The following is a 17,134-nucleotide window of genomic DNA, read 5'->3' as shown; positions in this document are numbered from 1 at the left end:
CAATCGACACAATGGTCACCGACGCACGAGGCACCGATTCAGGGTGCGCACTCCAGCGGACGCCGCTCGCGCGGGAATCGTCGCGATGAGCGCGCGCCGCTTGAAAGCGGTCTCCGACTCCACCATGGACGACATCTTGACGGTCGGCATCGACGTCGGCGGGACGAGTATCAGGGCCTCCGTCGTGGACGTCGACGGACAAGTGCTCGAGATGATTCAAGCCCCGACCCCGCAGTCGGCCAGGGCACTCGAAGACGGTCTCGATCGCGTCGTGCGCGAATTGGTCACCAGGCACGAGGTATCGGCCGTGGGGTTGGCGGTCGCCGGCTTCATCACCTCCGATCGAAGCTCGGTTCGGTTCGCTCCGCACTTGCCATGGGTGGACGCGCCGGTCGGAAGTGACTTGAGCAAGCGGCTCGGCTTGCCGGTCGTTCTCGAACACGACGCCAATGCAGCGGCGTTCGCGGAGCACCGATTCGGCGCGGCCGCAGGTGGCCGCAATGTCGTGATGGTGGCGATCGGGACCGGAATCGGTGGAGCGCTGCTGATCAACGGTGAGCTGTACCGGGGGAGTCACGGCGTCGCTCCCGAACTGGGCCACATCCAGGTCGTTCCGGGCGGGCGTCAGTGCGCGTGTGGCAAACGTGGGTGTTGGGAGCGCTATTGCAGCGGAACGGCGCTCGTCGACACGGCAATCGAACTGCTTGCCGCCGACCCGGCCGCGTCGACGGTCCTGGCGCGTGAGGTAGCGGTGGATCCTGGTTCGCTCACCGGTCGCCGGATCGCCAACGCCGCGCAGGACGGTGACCCACTCGCGCTGGCAACGATCGCCGAGTTCACCCGTTGGCTGGCCGTGGGTCTGGCCATGGTCGGTGACGTCTACGATCCCGATCTGGTCGTGATCGCCGGCGGCGTCGCGAGTTCTGCCCCACTGTTTCTCGACGACGCCCGCGAGCAATACGCGACATTGTTGACCGGGGCGAAGCACCGCCCACTGGCCCGCATCCGTTCCGCTCAGCTGGGCGAAGCTGCGGGCATGGTCGGCGCCGCCGCTTTGGCCCGATCGGTAGTGCCTCAGGATCTCGGTGGGGTCGACGGCGCTGGAACCACGTCTGCCGGACTGTGATCGGGTCGATCCTGCAGGGGCGTGTGTAGCGGGGGTTACCGGTCGGCAGTAAGGTCGTACTCAGCGAAATTCAGCTGTGAATGGGAGGGACGCCGTGTGGTATTGGCTCTTCAAGTATGTGTTGCTGGGGCCGATTCTCTGGCTGCTCGGGCGTCCGACGGTCAAGGGTCACGAGAACATTCCGACTGACGGGGCGGCCATTCTGGCCAGCAATCACCAGGCGGTTCTGGACTCGTTCTACCTTCCGCTTCGCGTCAACCGCCGCATCACGTTCCTTGCCAAGAGTGAGTACTTCACCGGTTCCGGTCTGAAGGGCGCTTTCCAGAAGTGGTTCTTCACCGCGGTCGGTCAGGTCCCTATCGACCGAACCGGTGCAGACGCGGCGCAGGATGCACTCAACGCCGGTCTCAAGGTCCTCGGTTCGGGCAGCCTGCTGGGTATCTACCCCGAGGGGACGCGCTCGCCTGACGGTCGCCTCTACAAGGGCAAGACCGGAATGGCGCGCCTCGCACTTGAATCGGGCGTCAAGGTGATCCCGGTAGCGATGGTCGGCACCGACAAGATGAATCCGATCGGCTCACGGATGTGGCGTCCCGCCAAGGTCACCGTGATCGTCGGCGAACCCATCGATTTCTCCCGCTTCGAAGGCATGGGCGGAAACCGCTTCGTCGAGCGCGCTGTGACCGACGAGGTGATGTACAAGTTGATGAAACTCTCCGGCCAGGAGTACGTGGACATCTACGCGGCAAGCCTCAAGAACCAGGCGCCCACGAAACCCGAAGCTGCCGTCGACGTTCCGGCGGAAGGCGGCGAGTCGGTTGTCGATCTCGTGGCCTCGGCCGAGTCGAAGGAATCCGCGAAGTCCGACAAGGATTCGCTCCCGGACGCACAAGCCAGCTAGAGATTTCCCACACCGGCCGCACGCGCATTGGCTCCAGAGCCTGCGCGTGCGGCATAGTTTTCGGACGTGCGCTACTTCTACGACTGTGAATTCATCGAAGACGGTCGAACCATCGATCTCGTGTCCATCGGCGTTGTCTGTGAGGACGGCCGAGAGTACTACGCGGTTTCGACGGAGTTCGATCCCGCCCGTGCCGGTAGTTGGGTGCGCAAGAACGTGCTGCCGAAGTTGCCGCAGCCTTCGTCGCCGCTGTGGAAATCACGCGAGAAGATCCGCGACGATCTTCTGAAATTCTTCGTTCCGCGGCCGATGGTGGTTCCGGAGCTCTGGGCGTGGGTCGCCGCCTACGACCACGTCGCGCTGTGCCAGTTGTGGGGCGACATGACGGAACTACCGCAGTCGATGCCGCGGTACACCCGCGAACTCCGACAGTTCTGGGAAGACAACGGCAGTCCTGCCCTCCCGTCGGCGCCCGCCGACGCACACGACGCACTTGCCGACGCCAGGCACAACCTCGTGAAGTTCGACGCCATTTCGGCTGCACGGTCACTTCGCTGACCCAGGTTTCGGTGCGCGGGAAGTGTTCCGATTGGGCTGCGATCGAGAGCCTGTGTGACGCGCCGACGAGCGAGCGAATATCCTGTAGAGGTGAACTGGACTGTCGACGTGCCGATCGACCGCTTGCCCGAACTCCCGCCGCTGCCTGCCGGACTGCGTAAGCAGCTCGACGAGGCGCTCGCGAAGCCCGCTGCTCAGCAGCCCTCGTGGCCCGCTGACCAGGCGGCCGCCATGCGGACTGTGCTCGAGAGCGTGCCTCCCATCACGGTGGCCAGCGAAGTCGAGGCGCTGCAAGAGCGTCTCGCGCAGGTCGCGCGTGGTGAGGCATTTCTGCTCCAGGGCGGTGACTGCGCCGAGACCTTCGCGGACAACACCGAGCCGCACATCAAGGGAAACATCCGCACGTTGCTGCAGATGGCCGTCGTGCTCACCTACGGTTCCTCGATGCCGGTCGTCAAGGTCGCTCGCATCGCCGGCCAGTACGCCAAACCGCGCTCTGCCGACATCGACTCGTTGGGTCTGAAGTCCTACCGCGGCGACATGATCAACTCGCTCGTCGCCGACGAGGCAGTCCGCGCCCACGATCCTTCGCGACTGGTGCGTGCATACGCCAACGCCAGCGCCGCGATGAACCTGGTTCGCGCACTCACCGGCGCCGGCATGGCCGACCTGCACAAGGTGCACGATTGGAACCGCGAATTCGTCGCAGCGTCTCCCGCGGGCGCACGCTACGAGCAACTGGCAGCCGAGATCGACCGCGGCCTGCAGTTCATGAACGCGTGTGGCGTCACCGATCCGAGCCTGCACCAGGCACAGATCTTTGCCAGCCACGAGGCCCTGGTGCTCGACTACGAGCGCGCGATGCTGCGTCTCGACAACGACAGCGATCACCCCAAGCTCTACGACCTGTCGGCTCACTTCCTCTGGATCGGTGACCGCACTCGTCAGCTCGACGGCGCGCACATCGCCTTCGCCGAGTTGGTGTCCAACCCGATCGGCCTCAAGATCGGCCCGAGCACGACGCCGGAAATGGCGGTGGAATACGTCGAGCGTCTCGACCCCACCAACAAGCCGGGTCGTCTGACTCTGATCTCGCGCATGGGCAACGGCAAGGTCCGCGACCTGCTGCCGGCGATCATCGAGAAGGTCCAAGCCACCGGTCACCAGGTCATCTGGCAGTGCGATCCGATGCACGGCAACACCCACGAAGCCTCCACCGGGTACAAGACGCGCCACTTCGACCGCATCGTCGACGAGGTTCAGGGATTCTTCGAGGTCCACAACGGTCTCGGCACGCATCCGGGTGGCATCCACGTCGAGCTGACCGGTGAGAACGTCACCGAGTGCCTCGGCGGCGCGCAGGACATCTCCGACCTCGATCTCGGCGGTCGCTACGAGACGGCGTGCGACCCCCGATTGAACACCCAACAGTCGTTGGAGCTCGCGTTCCTCGTGGCCGAGATGCTGCGAGGCTGAAACCCTGCTTCGCCGAAGCTGATTCGCGCCGGCATTGATTTTCGGCAAACGCCCTCACCCGCTCGCGCAGGTGGGGGCGTTCGCTATTGCGTGAATCGTGTGACGAATCGGCGCTGCCAGGGCATTTCGACGGCGCGAGGTGAGTAACGTGCGCGAACGTACGCGGTGGCGTCCTTACTGGGCACTCCGTCCATGACGGCAAGAGCGGCCAACGCTGTTCCGGTGCGGCCGTATCCACCACCACAAGCGATCTCGACTCTTTCGGTTTCCGAGCGCACCCACACTTCGTGCAAGGCCCTGCGCAGCGCATCGGGATCGCTCGGCAACCAGAAATCTCGCCAGCGGACCCACTCCGACTCCCACTCGGTGTCGGGAGGTTCTTTACCGGTCAGATAGACGCCGAAGGTGGGGAGAGGTCCGGAAGGAAGTGGATTGCGGAGTCCTCGACCCCGAATCGATCTCCCCGACGGCAAGTCGAGTATCCCAATGCTCTCGGGTTCCCACGTGGCCATGAATTCAGATTAGGCCGAAGCGGACTGTCAGGGAATTGCGACGACGCTGATGTCGGTGCCCTTGGCAACGAGATCGTTCTTGACGCTCTGGCTGATGATGACCGAGCTGTCGTTCTGGGTGAGCTGACGCACGGTGATCTCGAGGCCGAGGCGGCCGAGTTCTTCGCGTGCTGAGGAGACGGAGCGGCCGATCAGCGAGGGAACCTTGACGGAGTCGGAGATGAGGAGAACCACGGAGGTGCCGGCGTTGACGGAGGACCCGACTGCGGGATCGGTGCCGATCACGCTACCGCCCTCGACGGCGTCGTCGAACGTTGTTCTGGTGGTGCTGACGGAGATACCTACCTTGTCGAGGGCGGCGCGCGCAGCGTTCTCGGACATGCCCTTCACATCGGGAATGTCCACGGGCGGTGACCCTTTGGATGTGATGACCTTGACCGAGGAGCCCACGGCAACTTCGGTTCCCGGTGCCGGGTCGAGCGCGGCCACGCCGCCGATCGGGATCTTGGAGCTGAATGTGTCCCCGCCGTCGACCGCGACGAGAGTGCGATCGGCGAGTTGTGCGCCCAGGGCCGAGACGTCGCCGCCGGCCGGAATGGGCGGGACAGTCGGACGCCCGAGCGAAGTCAGCAGCGCGACGGTCGAGCCTTTGGTAACCCTGGAGCCGGAGGCCGGGTCTGTCCCGATCACCGTGTCGATGGGTTGGGCGTCGGAGTACTGACCCTGGACGTCGGGGGAGAGCCCGGCGTCCTGCAGAGCGGTGACCGCAGTGTCCTTTGTCAGCCCGTCGATCGAGGGAACGGCTGTATAGCGGCCCGATCCCATCCACCATCCGCCGAAGCCCAACGCGAGCGCGAGGACCGCGATGACGAGCAGCCAGATCAGGGTGGCTCGTCGCGATTTGCGTCGTGCCTCGACAAAATGAGCATGCGGATCGTCGTGCCCCGGGTGGTCGTCGCCGAAATCGGAACCGTCGTCGAAATCCGAGTCGCCGTCGACCGTCGCCGGACGAGCAGTTTGTGCGGTGACCGCGCGAGTGTGCTGGATACCGCCAGGGGGAGGAGAGCCCGTGCCGAGCGCCGTGGTGGCTGCCACAGCCGGGGCCACGCCGGACGCCAATACCGTCGTGGCAGCAGGGTTCGGGCGCGCAGCAGAGTTCGGGTGTACCTCCGTGGGAGGCGCAGGCGCCGGTTGTGGCCGGGCCGGGGCAACTTGCGCGCTCTGGTGCTGGGCGCTTCGACGCGGAGCGGGAACGCGGTATGACGGAAGTTCCAGTTGCTCGCTCACACTGCGAAGTGCAGCTGCCATCTCACCGGCGTCGGCGAAACGATGTGCGGGCTCGCGGTGAGTGGCTTCGGCAACCAGACGATCGAACTGCGCCGGTACACCGGGGATACGTGAACCTGGGCGCGGGACATCGTCGTGGATGCGTTGGTAGGCGATGGAGAGTGACGTATCGCCGGTGAACGGTGTTGTACCGGTGAGAAGTTCGAACATCAACACGCCGGTGGAATAGACGTCGCTTCGAGTGTCGGCAATTCCTGACGTCACCTGTTCCGGCGACAGATAGGCCGCGGTGCCGAGGATCACGCTGTTGGAGGTGGTGGTTGCTGCCGCAGCTGCACGCACCAATCCGAAGTCGGCGATCTTCACTTCGCCGGTGTCCGAGATCAAGATGTTCTCGGGTTTGACGTCACGGTGCACCAGTCCCGCTCGATGCGCCACCGCCAACGCGTCCAGGACAGGTGCCACGACTGCAGCGACTGCGTGTGGCGGCATCGGTCCGCGCTCACGAAGGAGTTCACGCAAGGTTCCACCGTCGACGAGTTCCATCACGAGGAACACGTGATTGCGATCGCTGCCTTGGTCGTAGACGGCCACAAGGGCCGGATGCTTGAGTCGGGCCACGGCCCGGGCCTCGAACTCGAAACGAGTCAGGAACGCTGGATCGCCGGCGAATTGCGGGTCCATCACCTTGATCGCGACAGGTCGATCCAACCGTGTATCGAGGCCTCGATACACGGTCGACATACCGCCGCGCGCGATCGGTGCGTCCACTCGATAGCGGCGCTCGAGCATTTCGCCGATCAACCCTCGACCTCCGTAATGACTGTTCCTCCGTGCTTGCGATCTGTCTGCTTGCGGTCTAGGTGGTAGCTGTCGGCATGTGGGTGGTTGTTTACCGCGTACTGGCTCCCGCAGTGAGGGCACCCATTTACATCCACCGCGAAATCCCGGTTACTGATACGCCGCATCCCGTCCATCGTAGCCAGCGATACCGACGCGGAAGTCTCGAGAACGTCACAGAGCGCTGTGACCTGAGCGGAGCGGCAGTTTCGAGCACTGCACCGGGCGGTACACAGCGGGCTCGCCGGACCGGATAAACTTCTCGCGGTGAGCGCGATTCCTTATTGTGATGATGTCCTGGATTCTTCGGTTTCCCTGTTCCAGCTGGTGGATGTGGCGAAGAACGTCGGGTTGCCGGTGAGCAAGGTTCACCAGTTGCTTCGCGATCACAAGATCATCGCAGTCAAGCGGCATGGCGTTCTCGGTGTCCCCGAAGTGTTCTTCGGCGAGGACGGCCAGATCGTCAAGTGGCTGCCCGGTCTGCTGGCGGTGCTGCACGACGGCGGCTACACCGATGTCGAAATCCTCCGCTGGTTGTTCCTGGCCGACGATTCCCTGCCGGGGCGCCCGGTGGACGCACTGCATGGTGATCTCGCGCGTGAGGTCATCCGCCGCGCACAGGCCATGGCTTTCTGAGCTGCCGGCCTTCTGACAACTCACCGCATGCGGTTTTTCGCCGCGTAGGTTGCCGACCGGACCAGACCCGGCGCAGCGACTCGAAGTCGCGTGCGTCCGGGAACGGACACACGTCGATGCAGTATCCGGAAGTCGGCGCGCTCGACCTGGTCGAGAATTGCTCCGTACAACACGAAAGCCGTGCGGATCGACGGCTGGACCCGCCGATCGAGCATCGGGATGCCAGATTCGGCAGACCGATACCTCCCCCGCGTCACGGCAATGAAGTGTGCCAGCGCGCGCTTGACCCGAACGTCCACCGTTCCGGTTCTGCGCCCGTGCTCGAGCATCTCGATGTCGACCCCGAATGCGGCGAACTCGCCCGCCGGTAGATACAGACGTCCCCGGTCGAGGTCTTCACCGACGTCGCGGATGAAGTTGGTCAGCTGAAACGCCTCACCGAGATTCGACGCGGGCACTACAGCTTCCTGCTGCGGAACGCTCACTCCGAGAATCGGGAGCATCTGCAAACCGATGACGACGGCAGAGCCGTACATGTACTCGCTGAGTTCGTCCATCGTGTTGTAAACGGGTCGAAACTTCGCCGTGTCGGGGGCGTCCATCCGCATGGACTCGAAGAAGGCGTCGAAATATGCGCGCGGGATGTCGAACGTCTTCACAGCATCCGCGAAGGCCGGGAGTACGCGTGTCAGGTCGAGGGGAACCGTCGACGGGAAGCCACCTGTCGCAGTGGGGTTGTCGAGTGCGTTGACGGCTGCACGTTCGACGTCGGCGAGCACCGTGCCTCGTTCATGCGGACCCGAGGGTTCGTCCACGATGTCGTCGACGACGCGAGCAAATGCGTAGAGCGCGTGAACTGCGCGGCGTCGAGGTACGGGCAACAACCGGGTGGCCAGAAAGTACGTTCGGCCGTGTTCCCTCGTCACGTCCTCGCAGAATTCATAGGACGCAGGCAGTGCGTTCATGACACGCGGATCACGCAGATCCTGACGTCGAGGGCGCCGAGGCGGCTGACGTCATTTCGATCGGTTTCTCGTGTTTGCGTCCACGAAGTCGCAGTGGGTCTTCCGTCTGCAAGGACATCGCCGCGATCACGGCAGCGACGATGGCCAGAGCCACGTGCGGGAACGTGTAGAGGCCGATCGATCCGTCCGGCTGGAACACCAGCATCAGCCAGGTGGACAGCCCGGTCAGTACGGCGAGAGTCGTCGGCGACATTGCGAAACCGGCAGCTACTGCCAGCGGCCAGGAGTAGTACCAGGGGAGTGCTGCGGGGGACAGAACGACGATGGCGACCATCACGATCACGATGCCCATGACGGCGTCGCGCTCGGTCTTGCGGTAGCGCCACCACACGACGGCGATGATCGCGATCAACACAACCGCCGAGATGGTCCGGGAGACTTCGAGGATGTCGTTGAAATGGTCGCCGGCGAACCAGGAGGTTGCCATGGTTCCGATGTGCGCCACGATCGTGGGCAGCGAGAGCCAGTTGATGATCTTTGCCGAACCGGAGAGTGCCGTCGTCCAGCCGAGGCCGACTCCGGCGATCAGTGAGGTGGATCCGAGTACCGCCACGAACACCGCGAAACCTGCGCCGGCCGTTTTGACGAACGATCGGATCGGTGACGCCGGTTCTCGCCCGGCGGCTGCGGCGTCCTCCCGCTCGTGGATCATCCAGATCCAGACTATGAAGGGAAGTGCGACGCCTGCGGTTGCCTTGATCGCGACGGCGAGCGCGATCAGCCCGATCCCGAAGAGGTGCTTGCGTTCGAGAGCGAGCGCAATGCCTGCGGCCATGAGGCCGACCATGAGCATCTCGTTGTGAACGCCGCCGATCAGGTGGATCAGGACGAGGGGATTGAGTACTGCGAGCCACAGGGCGATCGAGGTGTTTCCGCCGAGCTTCGTCGCGAGATGGGGAACGGCCCACATCATCAGGGCGAGTCCGGGGAGCATCGTGATCCGCAACAGCATCGTGCCGGCGATGACGTTCTCACCGGTCAGCCGAACGATGGCGTCGGCAAGGAGAAGGTGAACCGGACCGTACGGGGTAGTTGTCGTCGTCCACACGTTGGAGACGTTGTCGAGCAGGATTCCCGGATTGACGACGGGGCCGACGGCATACGGGTCGAAGCCGTTGCGCAACAACGCGCCTTGCGCCAGGTAGGAGTAGGCGTCACGGCTGAACATGGGCACCGCGAACAGCAGCGGAAACGTCCAGACCGGGACGACGTAGCGCAATCCGCGCAACGAGACGTCACCGCGCAGAGTCGAGCGGCCCAGTCGAACCCAGGCGGCGATCATGCACAGGACACCGATCCAGACGATGGCCGCCGACAGAATCGATCCGTGGCCGAAACGGAGCCAGGACAGATGCATCGACTCGAGCAGCGGATCTTGGCGCCGGACGCTACCGGCACCGAATCCGCCGAAAGTGACCATGACTGCGCCGAAGAAACCGAGCAGTGCACTGTGACCTTCGGGAGTCCGAAGGAAATTGGCGGCCCTTAGGTGCCACGGTCTTTCAGTGGCTGCGGCAGAGGACGTCATCGGTGCAGGTTCCTCCCCCGAGGAGATCGGTGTCGATCGGCGCATGCAGCGCCCGAGTCGGTGAATCGTGGATGAATGGTCGGTTACGAGGGGCTAGTTTAGTTGCTCGCACGAGTGCCCACCGCGCTGGCTCGCTCGCGTGTACCGGTAATACGTTCGGCGGCGAGCCGTCCGGACAGCAGAACGGTCGGTACTCCCACCCCCGGAACGGTTCCCGATCCGGCGAGAACGACGTTGTCGAAGCCGCGGGCGAGGTTCTTGCGTCGGAACGGCCCCGTCTGGGTGAAGGTGTGTGCCGCTGCGAACGGGCTACCCGCGGCCATGCCCTTCTCGAGCCAGGTCTGCGGGGTGTCGACGTGATCGATCTCGAACCCTTCGACCAGTCCCGTATAGCCACGTTCTTGCAGCGTGAGGATGATTTCACGCACGTAGGCCGGGCCGAGAACTTCCCAGTCGAGCGGCGCACTGTCCAGATTCGGGCACGGCGCGAGGACTGACAGCGGTTCACGGATCCGGCCGTCTCGCGAGAAGACCAGGCTCGGGTCGGTCTGCGCCGGTCGGGTGACGAGCAGTGACGGATCACTCATCAGCCGCCCGCGGCCGCGGCGTGCCGTGATCTCGGCGAAGGTGCGCTTCCACGCCTCGCCGAAGTCGATCATGTGGTGTCGCTGCGCGGGCCATTCGTCGGCGACCGCGGAGGAAACAGTGCCGTGAATCACGACGGCGGACGGCGATGTACGCACCGGGCGCGGACGCAATCGCGTATGCGGGCGCAAGAGCGAGTCCGTGACGGCCATGTCGGGAGTGAGGACGGCGGCGTCACAGTCGAAGCGCTCGCCGTCGCGTGTGTGAACGGTGTGCACGCGCCGATCGCTTACCTCGAGGCGTTCGACAGTGCGGCCGAGATGCAGAATTCCGCCGGCCTCGGTGAAGGCGTCGGCCATCGACTCGGCGATCGTGCGCATCCCGCCCTCGGGGAAGTAGACGCCGAGTGAGGTGTCCATGTGAGCGATCGCCCCGTACACCGCGAGGGCCCGAGACGGAGCAACGCCCGCATACAGCGCTTGGAAGGTGAAGATCCGCCGGAGGCGAGGGTCGCGGATCTTGCGATCCACCTGCCCGCCCAGTTTCCCGAATCCTCCCAGTGCGACGAGCCGGCTCAGATCTTTGACTGCGTCACGCGAATTGACCAGTCCGAGGGGAGAATCGAAGTCGGCGTCCATGAAGCGGTCGAATTCCGCGTCGAAGATCCGGTTCAGCCATCGCCGCAACGCACGGTATCGCTGCGCTTCTTCCGGCCCGCAGACACGGGAGATTTCGGCAGCCATGTCTTCTGGGTCGGCGTGGACATCGAGAGCGGTGCCGTCTGCGAATCGCGCGTGGTACGTCGGATCGAGCTTGTGCACAACGAATTTGGGGTTTGTCGAGGCTGGGTCGGCGCCGACGGCCGCAAGGGCGTCTTCGACGAGTTCGGGCATCGTGAGCACCGTTGCGCCGTTGTCGATGCTGTAGTCATTGCCCTGGTAGACACCGACTCGCCCACCGACCGAGCTGTTGCTCTCGAGAATCGTGACGTCGCGGCCGGCGCCACGCAGATACAACCCCGCAGACAGTCCGGCAAGTCCCGCGCCGACGATCACGACTCGATCGGTCGGCGAGCTGACGGTTCGAGTGCGGTGCACGTGTGCCACGGTCAGTAGCTTCGCTTCGTGGCCGCGATCGCCATGTCGGTCAGGCGAGCCTTGGACTCTGCCGTTGCCGTGCTCGAGTCGAGGGCGTTCGCAGCTGCCTCGACGAGGGTGTCGATCTGCGTTTCGACGTCGGTGACGGCGCCCAGATCGGTGATCACCTGGCGCAGAGTGTCGACCTCGGTGTCGGTCAGCTGCGTGCCGATTCCGTTGCGGAGCAGTTCTGCTGCCGCCGGATCTGCGGCGTCGGCGCGGGCAAGCGCCATCGCGAACAGGACAGTTCGCTTACCGGCGATGAGATCGTCGCCCGACGGTTTGCCCGTGACGGACGGATCTCCGAAGACACCGAGCAGGTCGTCGCGAAGTTGGAAGGCGATACCGATGTCCGTGCCGAAGGTCCGGTAGGCATCGACCAACTCGGCGTCCGCACCGAACAGCGCGGCGCCGAGGTGCAGTGGGCGTTCGATCGTGTACGCGGCGGTCTTGTAGCGGTTGACCCGCATGGCTGCCTCGACGGTCTCGTCGCCTCGGGCTTCATTGCTGATGTCGAGGAATTGGCCACCGAGCACCTCGGTGCGCATTGCCGACCAGACCGGGCTCACTCGTGCGGCCGCCTCGGGGCTGATCCCGGATTCTCGGATCATGTCGTCCGCCCAGGCCAAGGCCAGGTCGCCGAGAAGAATGGCGACGGCCTCGCCGAAGTGCGCGGAATCGCCGCTCCACTCCTCGTCTCGGTGCTGGTCCTCGAATTCGACGTGAACGGTCGGGAAGCCGCGCCTGGTCGTGGATGCGTCGATGATGTCGTCGTGGACGAGCGCGCAGGCCTGCACCAGTTCGAGGGCGGCGCACGCACGAATCACCGCGTCTGCGTCCTTACCGTTCGGGTCGCCTCCGGCGCCGAGCCATCCCGTCCAGGCGAACGACGGTCGGACGCGCTTTCCTCCGCGCAGGACGAAGGCCTCGAGGGTGCTGACGGCCTCCTCGTATCCACCGCCGATGTTCGAGACGAGTTCGCGGCGTGAAGCGAAGAAGTCGCGGAGCGCTGCTTCGAACAGACCTGGCAGTTCGAGTGAGGTCGGATGCGGTGCGGTGTTGGTCGAACTCTGTCCAACGCGCGCGGTTCCTGCGGACAGGGTGGCCTCCAAGATCGGTATGTTCTCGCGCCGGATGGTTACACGGAAGCGAGCTTGGAGCCCAGCTTAGTGGGGGTTGGAATCAACGGCGGGTCGGGCCGTGAACTGCGTGATCCTGACATTCGGGATACGCAGTCCTGGGCGATGAGCTTGTTTGCAGCTGGAAAACATATGCTTGACCGGTGACATTCGATCCAGTCAGGGGCCGCTCCAGCGAGGGGTGGGCCACCCGAACACCGTCGATCGTCGATCGGATCGCTTCCTCGACAGGTAGCCGTATTCCGTTCTCGGTCGAGTTTTCGCCGCCGCGTGACGCGGACGCCGAAGCGCGCCTGTGGCGTGCGGTGCGTACCTTCGAGCGGCTCGGACCGGCGTTCGTCTCGATGACCTACGGCGCAGGTGGCTCGACGCGCGATCGTACGGTGCGTGTCACCGGCGAACTTGCCGAAGAGACGACCCTGCTGCCGGTTGCTCACCTGACTGCTGTCTCACACAGCACCGAAGAGCTTCGCGCCATGGTCGGTGCCTACGCCGATCGTGGGATCAGCAACATCCTCGTATTGCGCGGCGATCCGCCCGGCGATCCGCTCGGCGAGTGGAAGAAGCATCCCGAAGGCGTCGAGTACGCCGAGGAACTCGTGCGGATGGTCCGTGACCTGGGCGACTTCCACGTCGGCGTCGCGTCGTTCCCCGAGGGGCACTACCGCGCTCCGGACTTGGCATACGACACGAAGTACCTGGTGTCGAAGTTGCGTGCCGGCGCCGAGTACTCGATCACTCAGATGTTCTTCGACGTGGAGGACTACCTGCGTCTTCGTGACCGGGTGAGTGCGTACGACGCAGAACAGGGCGCCAAGCCGATCATCCCGGAGATCATGCCGGTGACGTCGCTACGCTCGGTGCGGCGCATGCTCGAGCTCTCGGGCTCGTCATTGCCCCCCGCTCTCGAGCGTCGATTCGACGCCGCGGCCGGAAGCGGTCCGGACGAGAACCGTGCAGCGGTCCGCGAACTCGGCATCGATCTGGCCACCGAGATGGGTGAGCGGTTGATCGCCGAAGGCGCTCCGTGCCTGCACTTCATCACGTTGAACTTCGCGCGCGCCACCAGTGAGGTCCTCGAGCGACTCGGTCTCACCCCCGACACTTCTGTCGGGACAGCGCAAGCCGTCTGATCCCGGTTGCCCCGCTCGACACCAATCGAGGGGGGCAATCGCCAGGCGCTACTTCGTGGTGTTTTTCGGATTCCTGGTGTCAGCTTGCTTGCTGGCAGGTGATTTCGTGACAGGCGTCTTCATAGCCGGTGCTTTCGCGGCGGGCGCGCGCTTGATCGGTGCTCGATTGCGCGCCATCCAGGCCATCGCACCGACGACAATCGCGACACCGAGCGCCAGCCCGGCCATGATTCCTGCCCACCCGGCGAAGCTTCGGGTGCTTGGGTCCGCGTAGTTGACCTCGGCGCGCATCGTGGACACCTCGCCGGCGGGCAAGGTCCACGACACCCGGGAATCGCCGTCTCGTGTTCCGTTGGTCGTGCCGACCCGTGCCGGGAAGGCGATGCTGACCTGGACGTCGGCGCCCTGAGTTGGAACCGTCTTCAGGTCTGCCTTGCCGTCGAGCGTGACGGTGTCCCCGGATCGCTTGAGGGTGATCTGGAACGACCCGGACCCCTCGGCGTACATGGAGCCCAGTTGGGCGACGTCACCGAAGGACAAGTCGCTGAAGAACGCCTGGCTGCCGACGTACCCGTCCTTCTTGTACTCCTGAACCCGTATCTTGTCCTCCAGCGACGAAGGTGGGGTCAGCTGCGGACCCTTGTCCGCCTCGTTCGCCGGAATAGCGGCAGCTACCACCTGTCCGGTCACACGATCGTTCGCGGACACTCCCATCGACACCTGCACGCGGATGCACCCGGCAAGCAAGGGAACAAGCATGAGGGCGAGCGCGGCAACCGTCAGGAAACGTTTCCGACTGGTCGGCTTGGCGGCGGGATCGGTGGACTGTTGCACAGTGGTCATCGTGCCAGCCGTGGCGTAGCCAGTCATCGAGGCGGGGGCGTGTCGGCGGGTGAAGTTCGGCGGGTGACCTTCACGACCTGCTCGAACGACGCATCCAACGACGAGTCGCGCCCCGGCGGCTGTCCGACAGTGCGATTCGAGCCGCACTGCGACCGCTGGCTCCGGACACACCGCCACCGGGATGAGTCGATGCTCCGGTCAGATACAACCCGTCTGCTCCCGGAACGCGATGGCCGGACAGTTCCGGAAGCGGTCGCCACAACATCATCTGATCGAGTGACATCTCGACGTGCATGACATTTCCGCCGATCATCCCCAATTCCGACTCGATGTCCCGGGGGGTCTGAATGAACCGGTCGAGGACGGAATCGGCGAACCCGGGTGCGAAAGCCTCCATCTCGCCGACGATCCGGTCGGCCTCCGCCTCGGCGACCGATGCCCAATAGCGATGTCCACTGAGGCGATACGGTTGCCACTGCGACCACAGTGTCACCTGATGCCGACCGGCCGGGGCGATCGTGGGATCGATTCCGCTGAAACTCATTCCGAGAACCGCAGGGCGAGGAGGAAGTTCCCCCGCCAGTGCTGCGCCGTGTGCAGTGCGCAAGTGTGCGCGATCGGAGACGAGTAATTGCAATCCCGAGGTACTTTCCCGTGTCGTGGCGTCGCCGCGGTACGACGGAAGCGCGGATGTCGCCAGTCGAAGTACCGCGCCGATGCCGGGGCCGACCCTGATTTTCCGCCGCCAGTGATCGAGCGTGGTTCGGTCGAAGCCCCCTCGGCCCAGGAGGTCGAGCGTGGTCAGGATGTGGCACCCGGCGATTACCTTGCGAGCGTGAACTTCTCGACCGCTCTCGGTTGTGGCGGTCCAGTGACTCGAGTTTCGACGGATCGACGTCACGCCGTCACCGAGCGCGACCGTGGCGCCGTCGACAGCCATCCGGGAGGCCAACGCAGCACTCAGTGCGCCGCTTCCACCGACTGCTCGCCCTGGCGGCAAGACGTGCATGAGGGCCGCGAAGCCGACCATCGGAGCGGTTCCCGGTTCCGACATCGCAGGCCCGGACTGGGCGCCGAACCACGCAAGCGCTGCTTTGAGTGCCTCACTGTCGAAATACTCGTCGAGCAGTGCGTCGCCAGGCGCGAGGAACTGCCGAGACAGTTCGCTGTTGCCGCGTGCGGTGGCGAGACCTCCGAACGCACCGATCAGGTTCGATCCGGTGGGCGGTGCGGAAAACGCTTTCATGACATGTCGACTGCGCTCCGACCAGACCGCGACGAATCGCCGGTAGGAGTCGGCGTCCTTTGTCCCGCATGCTCGTTCGATGGACCAGCAGGTTGCGTCGAGGTCGCGGTGAAACACGATGCCCGGCCCGTCGGTGCCCGGGGCGGGCGGCGCGAACGCCCACGGGTCACAGTCGATGTAGCGCAGTCCGTGCGCGCCGAGTCCGAGTTCCTCGATGATGCCGCTGTGTCGGATCATGAGGTGTGCCGACGACCCCCGGTCCACCTTGTATCCGGGAAATCGCTCGACGGTCGAGACGGCGCCGCCGAGAACCGTGTCCTTCTCCAGAACCTCGACCGACCAACCCTCGCGTGCGAGGTAGGCGGCCGATACGAGCGCGTTGTGTCCGGAGCCGACGACGACGGCGTCGAGAAGCGCGCTCACAGCGGGAGTCCACGGCCGAGGACTGCGAACGGCCGGTTGTCGCCGGCAAAACGAAATCTGCGGAGCACGTCACGAAAGCCGAGGCGACGGTACAGCCGCCAGGCTCGGTTGTCCTCGTCGTACACCTCGGGTGTCGACAACAGAACACTGCGTTCGGGTCGATCGACGAGGAGGTGACGCAAGAGCGATTCGCCCAACCGGTGACCTTGTCCGTTCGGATGCACGTGGAGTTCGGTGAGTTCGAAGTAGTCGCTCAGAATCGTGTCGATCTCGCTCTGGGGACGACCCGAGCGCCGAAGCCCGTGCAGTACCTGTTGATGCCACCACTGGTCCGGGCTCCCGCGATACCCGTAAGCGATCCCCACCAGCGGCAGATTTTCGTGTGACGGTTGCTGAGGAACCGCCAAAGCGCCGACTGCCTTCCAGCCAGGCCGGTTCGCGTGCTCCTGCCACATCGGTGCGCGATGGAACTCGGTTCCTCGCGGATAGTCCATCGCGGTGACGTACACGGCCAGTGCCTCGTGGAGTCGACTCGCGAATTCTGCGCGATCGAGGTCGACCGTATGTGGTGTCCAGGCGATCTGCGGGTCGACCGGTCTCACCTCTTCTCTTGACGGCGTGTCGGTGGGTGCAGTTATATTGAATAGGTCGAACAGATGTTCGATGTGGGTGATCCGGAGATGCCCGAAGGGAAGCGGGCATCTCCGGCCCACCTGGTCTTGGATCCTCACGGTGCAGGA

15 protein-coding genes are annotated in these 17,134 nt (G+C 64.5%); 6 read left to right on the top strand and 9 right to left on the bottom strand.

Translation table 11 applies throughout. The features are described 5' to 3' along the window. Window positions 1-85: 85 nt before the first annotated feature. From RHP72_RS17105 to RHP72_RS17090, 4 genes are all read left to right on the top strand, one after another. The gene (locus tag RHP72_RS17105) at window positions 86-1,126 is read left to right on the top strand and encodes an ROK family protein (protein ID WP_020969875.1); all 1,041 of its coding nucleotides are present in this window, start codon (window positions 86-88) and stop codon (window positions 1,124-1,126) included. Between the two features lie 94 nt (window positions 1,127-1,220). Beyond that, window positions 1,221-2,027 carry a 1-acyl-sn-glycerol-3-phosphate acyltransferase gene (locus tag RHP72_RS17100; protein WP_003941692.1) on the top strand — a complete coding sequence of 269 codons (807 nt, stop codon included), beginning with the start codon at window positions 1,221-1,223 and terminating at the stop codon, window positions 2,025-2,027. A 66-nt stretch (window positions 2,028-2,093) separates the two neighbouring features. Continuing rightward, window positions 2,094-2,585 (top strand): polyadenylate-specific 3'-exoribonuclease AS, encoded by a 492-nt coding sequence (locus RHP72_RS17095; protein ID WP_003941683.1) that lies wholly within the window; start codon window positions 2,094-2,096, stop codon window positions 2,583-2,585. A 90-nt stretch (window positions 2,586-2,675) separates the two neighbouring features. Next, complete coding sequence (locus RHP72_RS17090) at window positions 2,676-4,061, top strand: class II 3-deoxy-7-phosphoheptulonate synthase (RefSeq protein WP_007730070.1); 1,386 nt, start codon at window positions 2,676-2,678, stop codon at window positions 4,059-4,061. An 83-nt stretch (window positions 4,062-4,144) separates the two neighbouring features. Here RHP72_RS17090 and RHP72_RS17085 read toward each other — a convergent pair whose 3' ends face one another. Then, window positions 4,145-4,573, bottom strand: coding sequence for a protein-tyrosine phosphatase family protein (locus tag RHP72_RS17085; RefSeq protein WP_003941706.1), 429 nt, complete (start codon window positions 4,571-4,573; stop codon window positions 4,145-4,147). A 27-nt stretch (window positions 4,574-4,600) separates the two neighbouring features. Further along, entirely contained in the window at window positions 4,601-6,664 is a 2,064-nt protein-coding gene (pknB, locus tag RHP72_RS17080) for a Stk1 family PASTA domain-containing Ser/Thr kinase (protein ID WP_003941667.1), read from the bottom strand. A 303-nt stretch (window positions 6,665-6,967) separates the two neighbouring features. Here pknB and RHP72_RS17075 point away from each other — a divergent pair, with 303 nt between their 5' ends. After that, on the top strand, window positions 6,968-7,336 hold the full coding sequence (locus RHP72_RS17075; protein ID WP_003941747.1) for an Rv2175c family DNA-binding protein: 369 nt from the start codon (window positions 6,968-6,970) through the stop codon (window positions 7,334-7,336). A 20-nt stretch (window positions 7,337-7,356) separates the two neighbouring features. Here the strand turns inward: RHP72_RS17075 and RHP72_RS17070 are convergent, their stop codons facing one another. From RHP72_RS17070 to RHP72_RS17055, 4 genes are all read right to left on the bottom strand, one after another. Further along, window positions 7,357-8,301, bottom strand: a complete 945-nt coding sequence (locus RHP72_RS17070; protein WP_007730072.1) for a phytoene/squalene synthase family protein — start codon at window positions 8,299-8,301, stop codon at window positions 7,357-7,359. A 10-nt stretch (window positions 8,302-8,311) separates the two neighbouring features. Continuing rightward, on the bottom strand, window positions 8,312-9,889 hold the full coding sequence (locus RHP72_RS17065) for an alpha-(1->6)-mannopyranosyltransferase A (protein WP_143173041.1): 1,578 nt from the start codon (window positions 9,887-9,889) through the stop codon (window positions 8,312-8,314). A gap of 98 nt (window positions 9,890-9,987) precedes the next feature. Then, window positions 9,988-11,580, bottom strand: a complete 1,593-nt coding sequence (crtI, locus tag RHP72_RS17060) for a phytoene desaturase family protein (RefSeq protein WP_073512216.1) — start codon at window positions 11,578-11,580, stop codon at window positions 9,988-9,990. 2 nt (window positions 11,581-11,582) lie between these two features. Further along, on the bottom strand, window positions 11,583-12,722 hold the full coding sequence (locus RHP72_RS17055; RefSeq protein WP_080712766.1) for a polyprenyl synthetase family protein: 1,140 nt from the start codon (window positions 12,720-12,722) through the stop codon (window positions 11,583-11,585). 170 nt (window positions 12,723-12,892) lie between these two features. Here RHP72_RS17055 and RHP72_RS17050 point away from each other — a divergent pair, with 170 nt between their 5' ends. After that, window positions 12,893-13,882 carry a methylenetetrahydrofolate reductase gene (locus tag RHP72_RS17050; RefSeq protein ID WP_003941803.1) on the top strand — a complete coding sequence of 330 codons (990 nt, stop codon included), beginning with the start codon at window positions 12,893-12,895 and terminating at the stop codon, window positions 13,880-13,882. A 48-nt stretch (window positions 13,883-13,930) separates the two neighbouring features. On the opposite strand, the gene RHP72_RS17045 is transcribed toward RHP72_RS17050, so the two are convergent. From RHP72_RS17045 to RHP72_RS17035, 3 genes are all read right to left on the bottom strand, one after another. After that, on the bottom strand, window positions 13,931-14,725 hold the full coding sequence (locus RHP72_RS17045) for an LppM family (lipo)protein (protein ID WP_073512231.1): 795 nt from the start codon (window positions 14,723-14,725) through the stop codon (window positions 13,931-13,933). A 70-nt stretch (window positions 14,726-14,795) separates the two neighbouring features. Further along, entirely contained in the window at window positions 14,796-16,394 is a 1,599-nt protein-coding gene (locus RHP72_RS17040; protein ID WP_073512217.1) for an NAD(P)/FAD-dependent oxidoreductase, read from the bottom strand. Beyond that, window positions 16,391-16,996, bottom strand: a complete 606-nt coding sequence (locus RHP72_RS17035; protein ID WP_073512218.1) for an N-acetyltransferase — start codon at window positions 16,994-16,996, stop codon at window positions 16,391-16,393. Before RHP72_RS17035 ends, RHP72_RS17040 begins: the two co-directional genes overlap by 4 nt. Between the last annotated feature and the right edge of the window lie 138 nt (window positions 16,997-17,134).

It is taken from the genome of Rhodococcus sp. SG20037, assembly GCF_031763325.1.
GTDB lineage: Bacteria > Actinomycetota > Actinomycetes > Mycobacteriales > Mycobacteriaceae > Rhodococcus_F > Rhodococcus_F qingshengii.
Note: the sequence above shows the minus strand (reverse complement) of the source record. Positions and strands in the feature narration are given on the sequence as shown.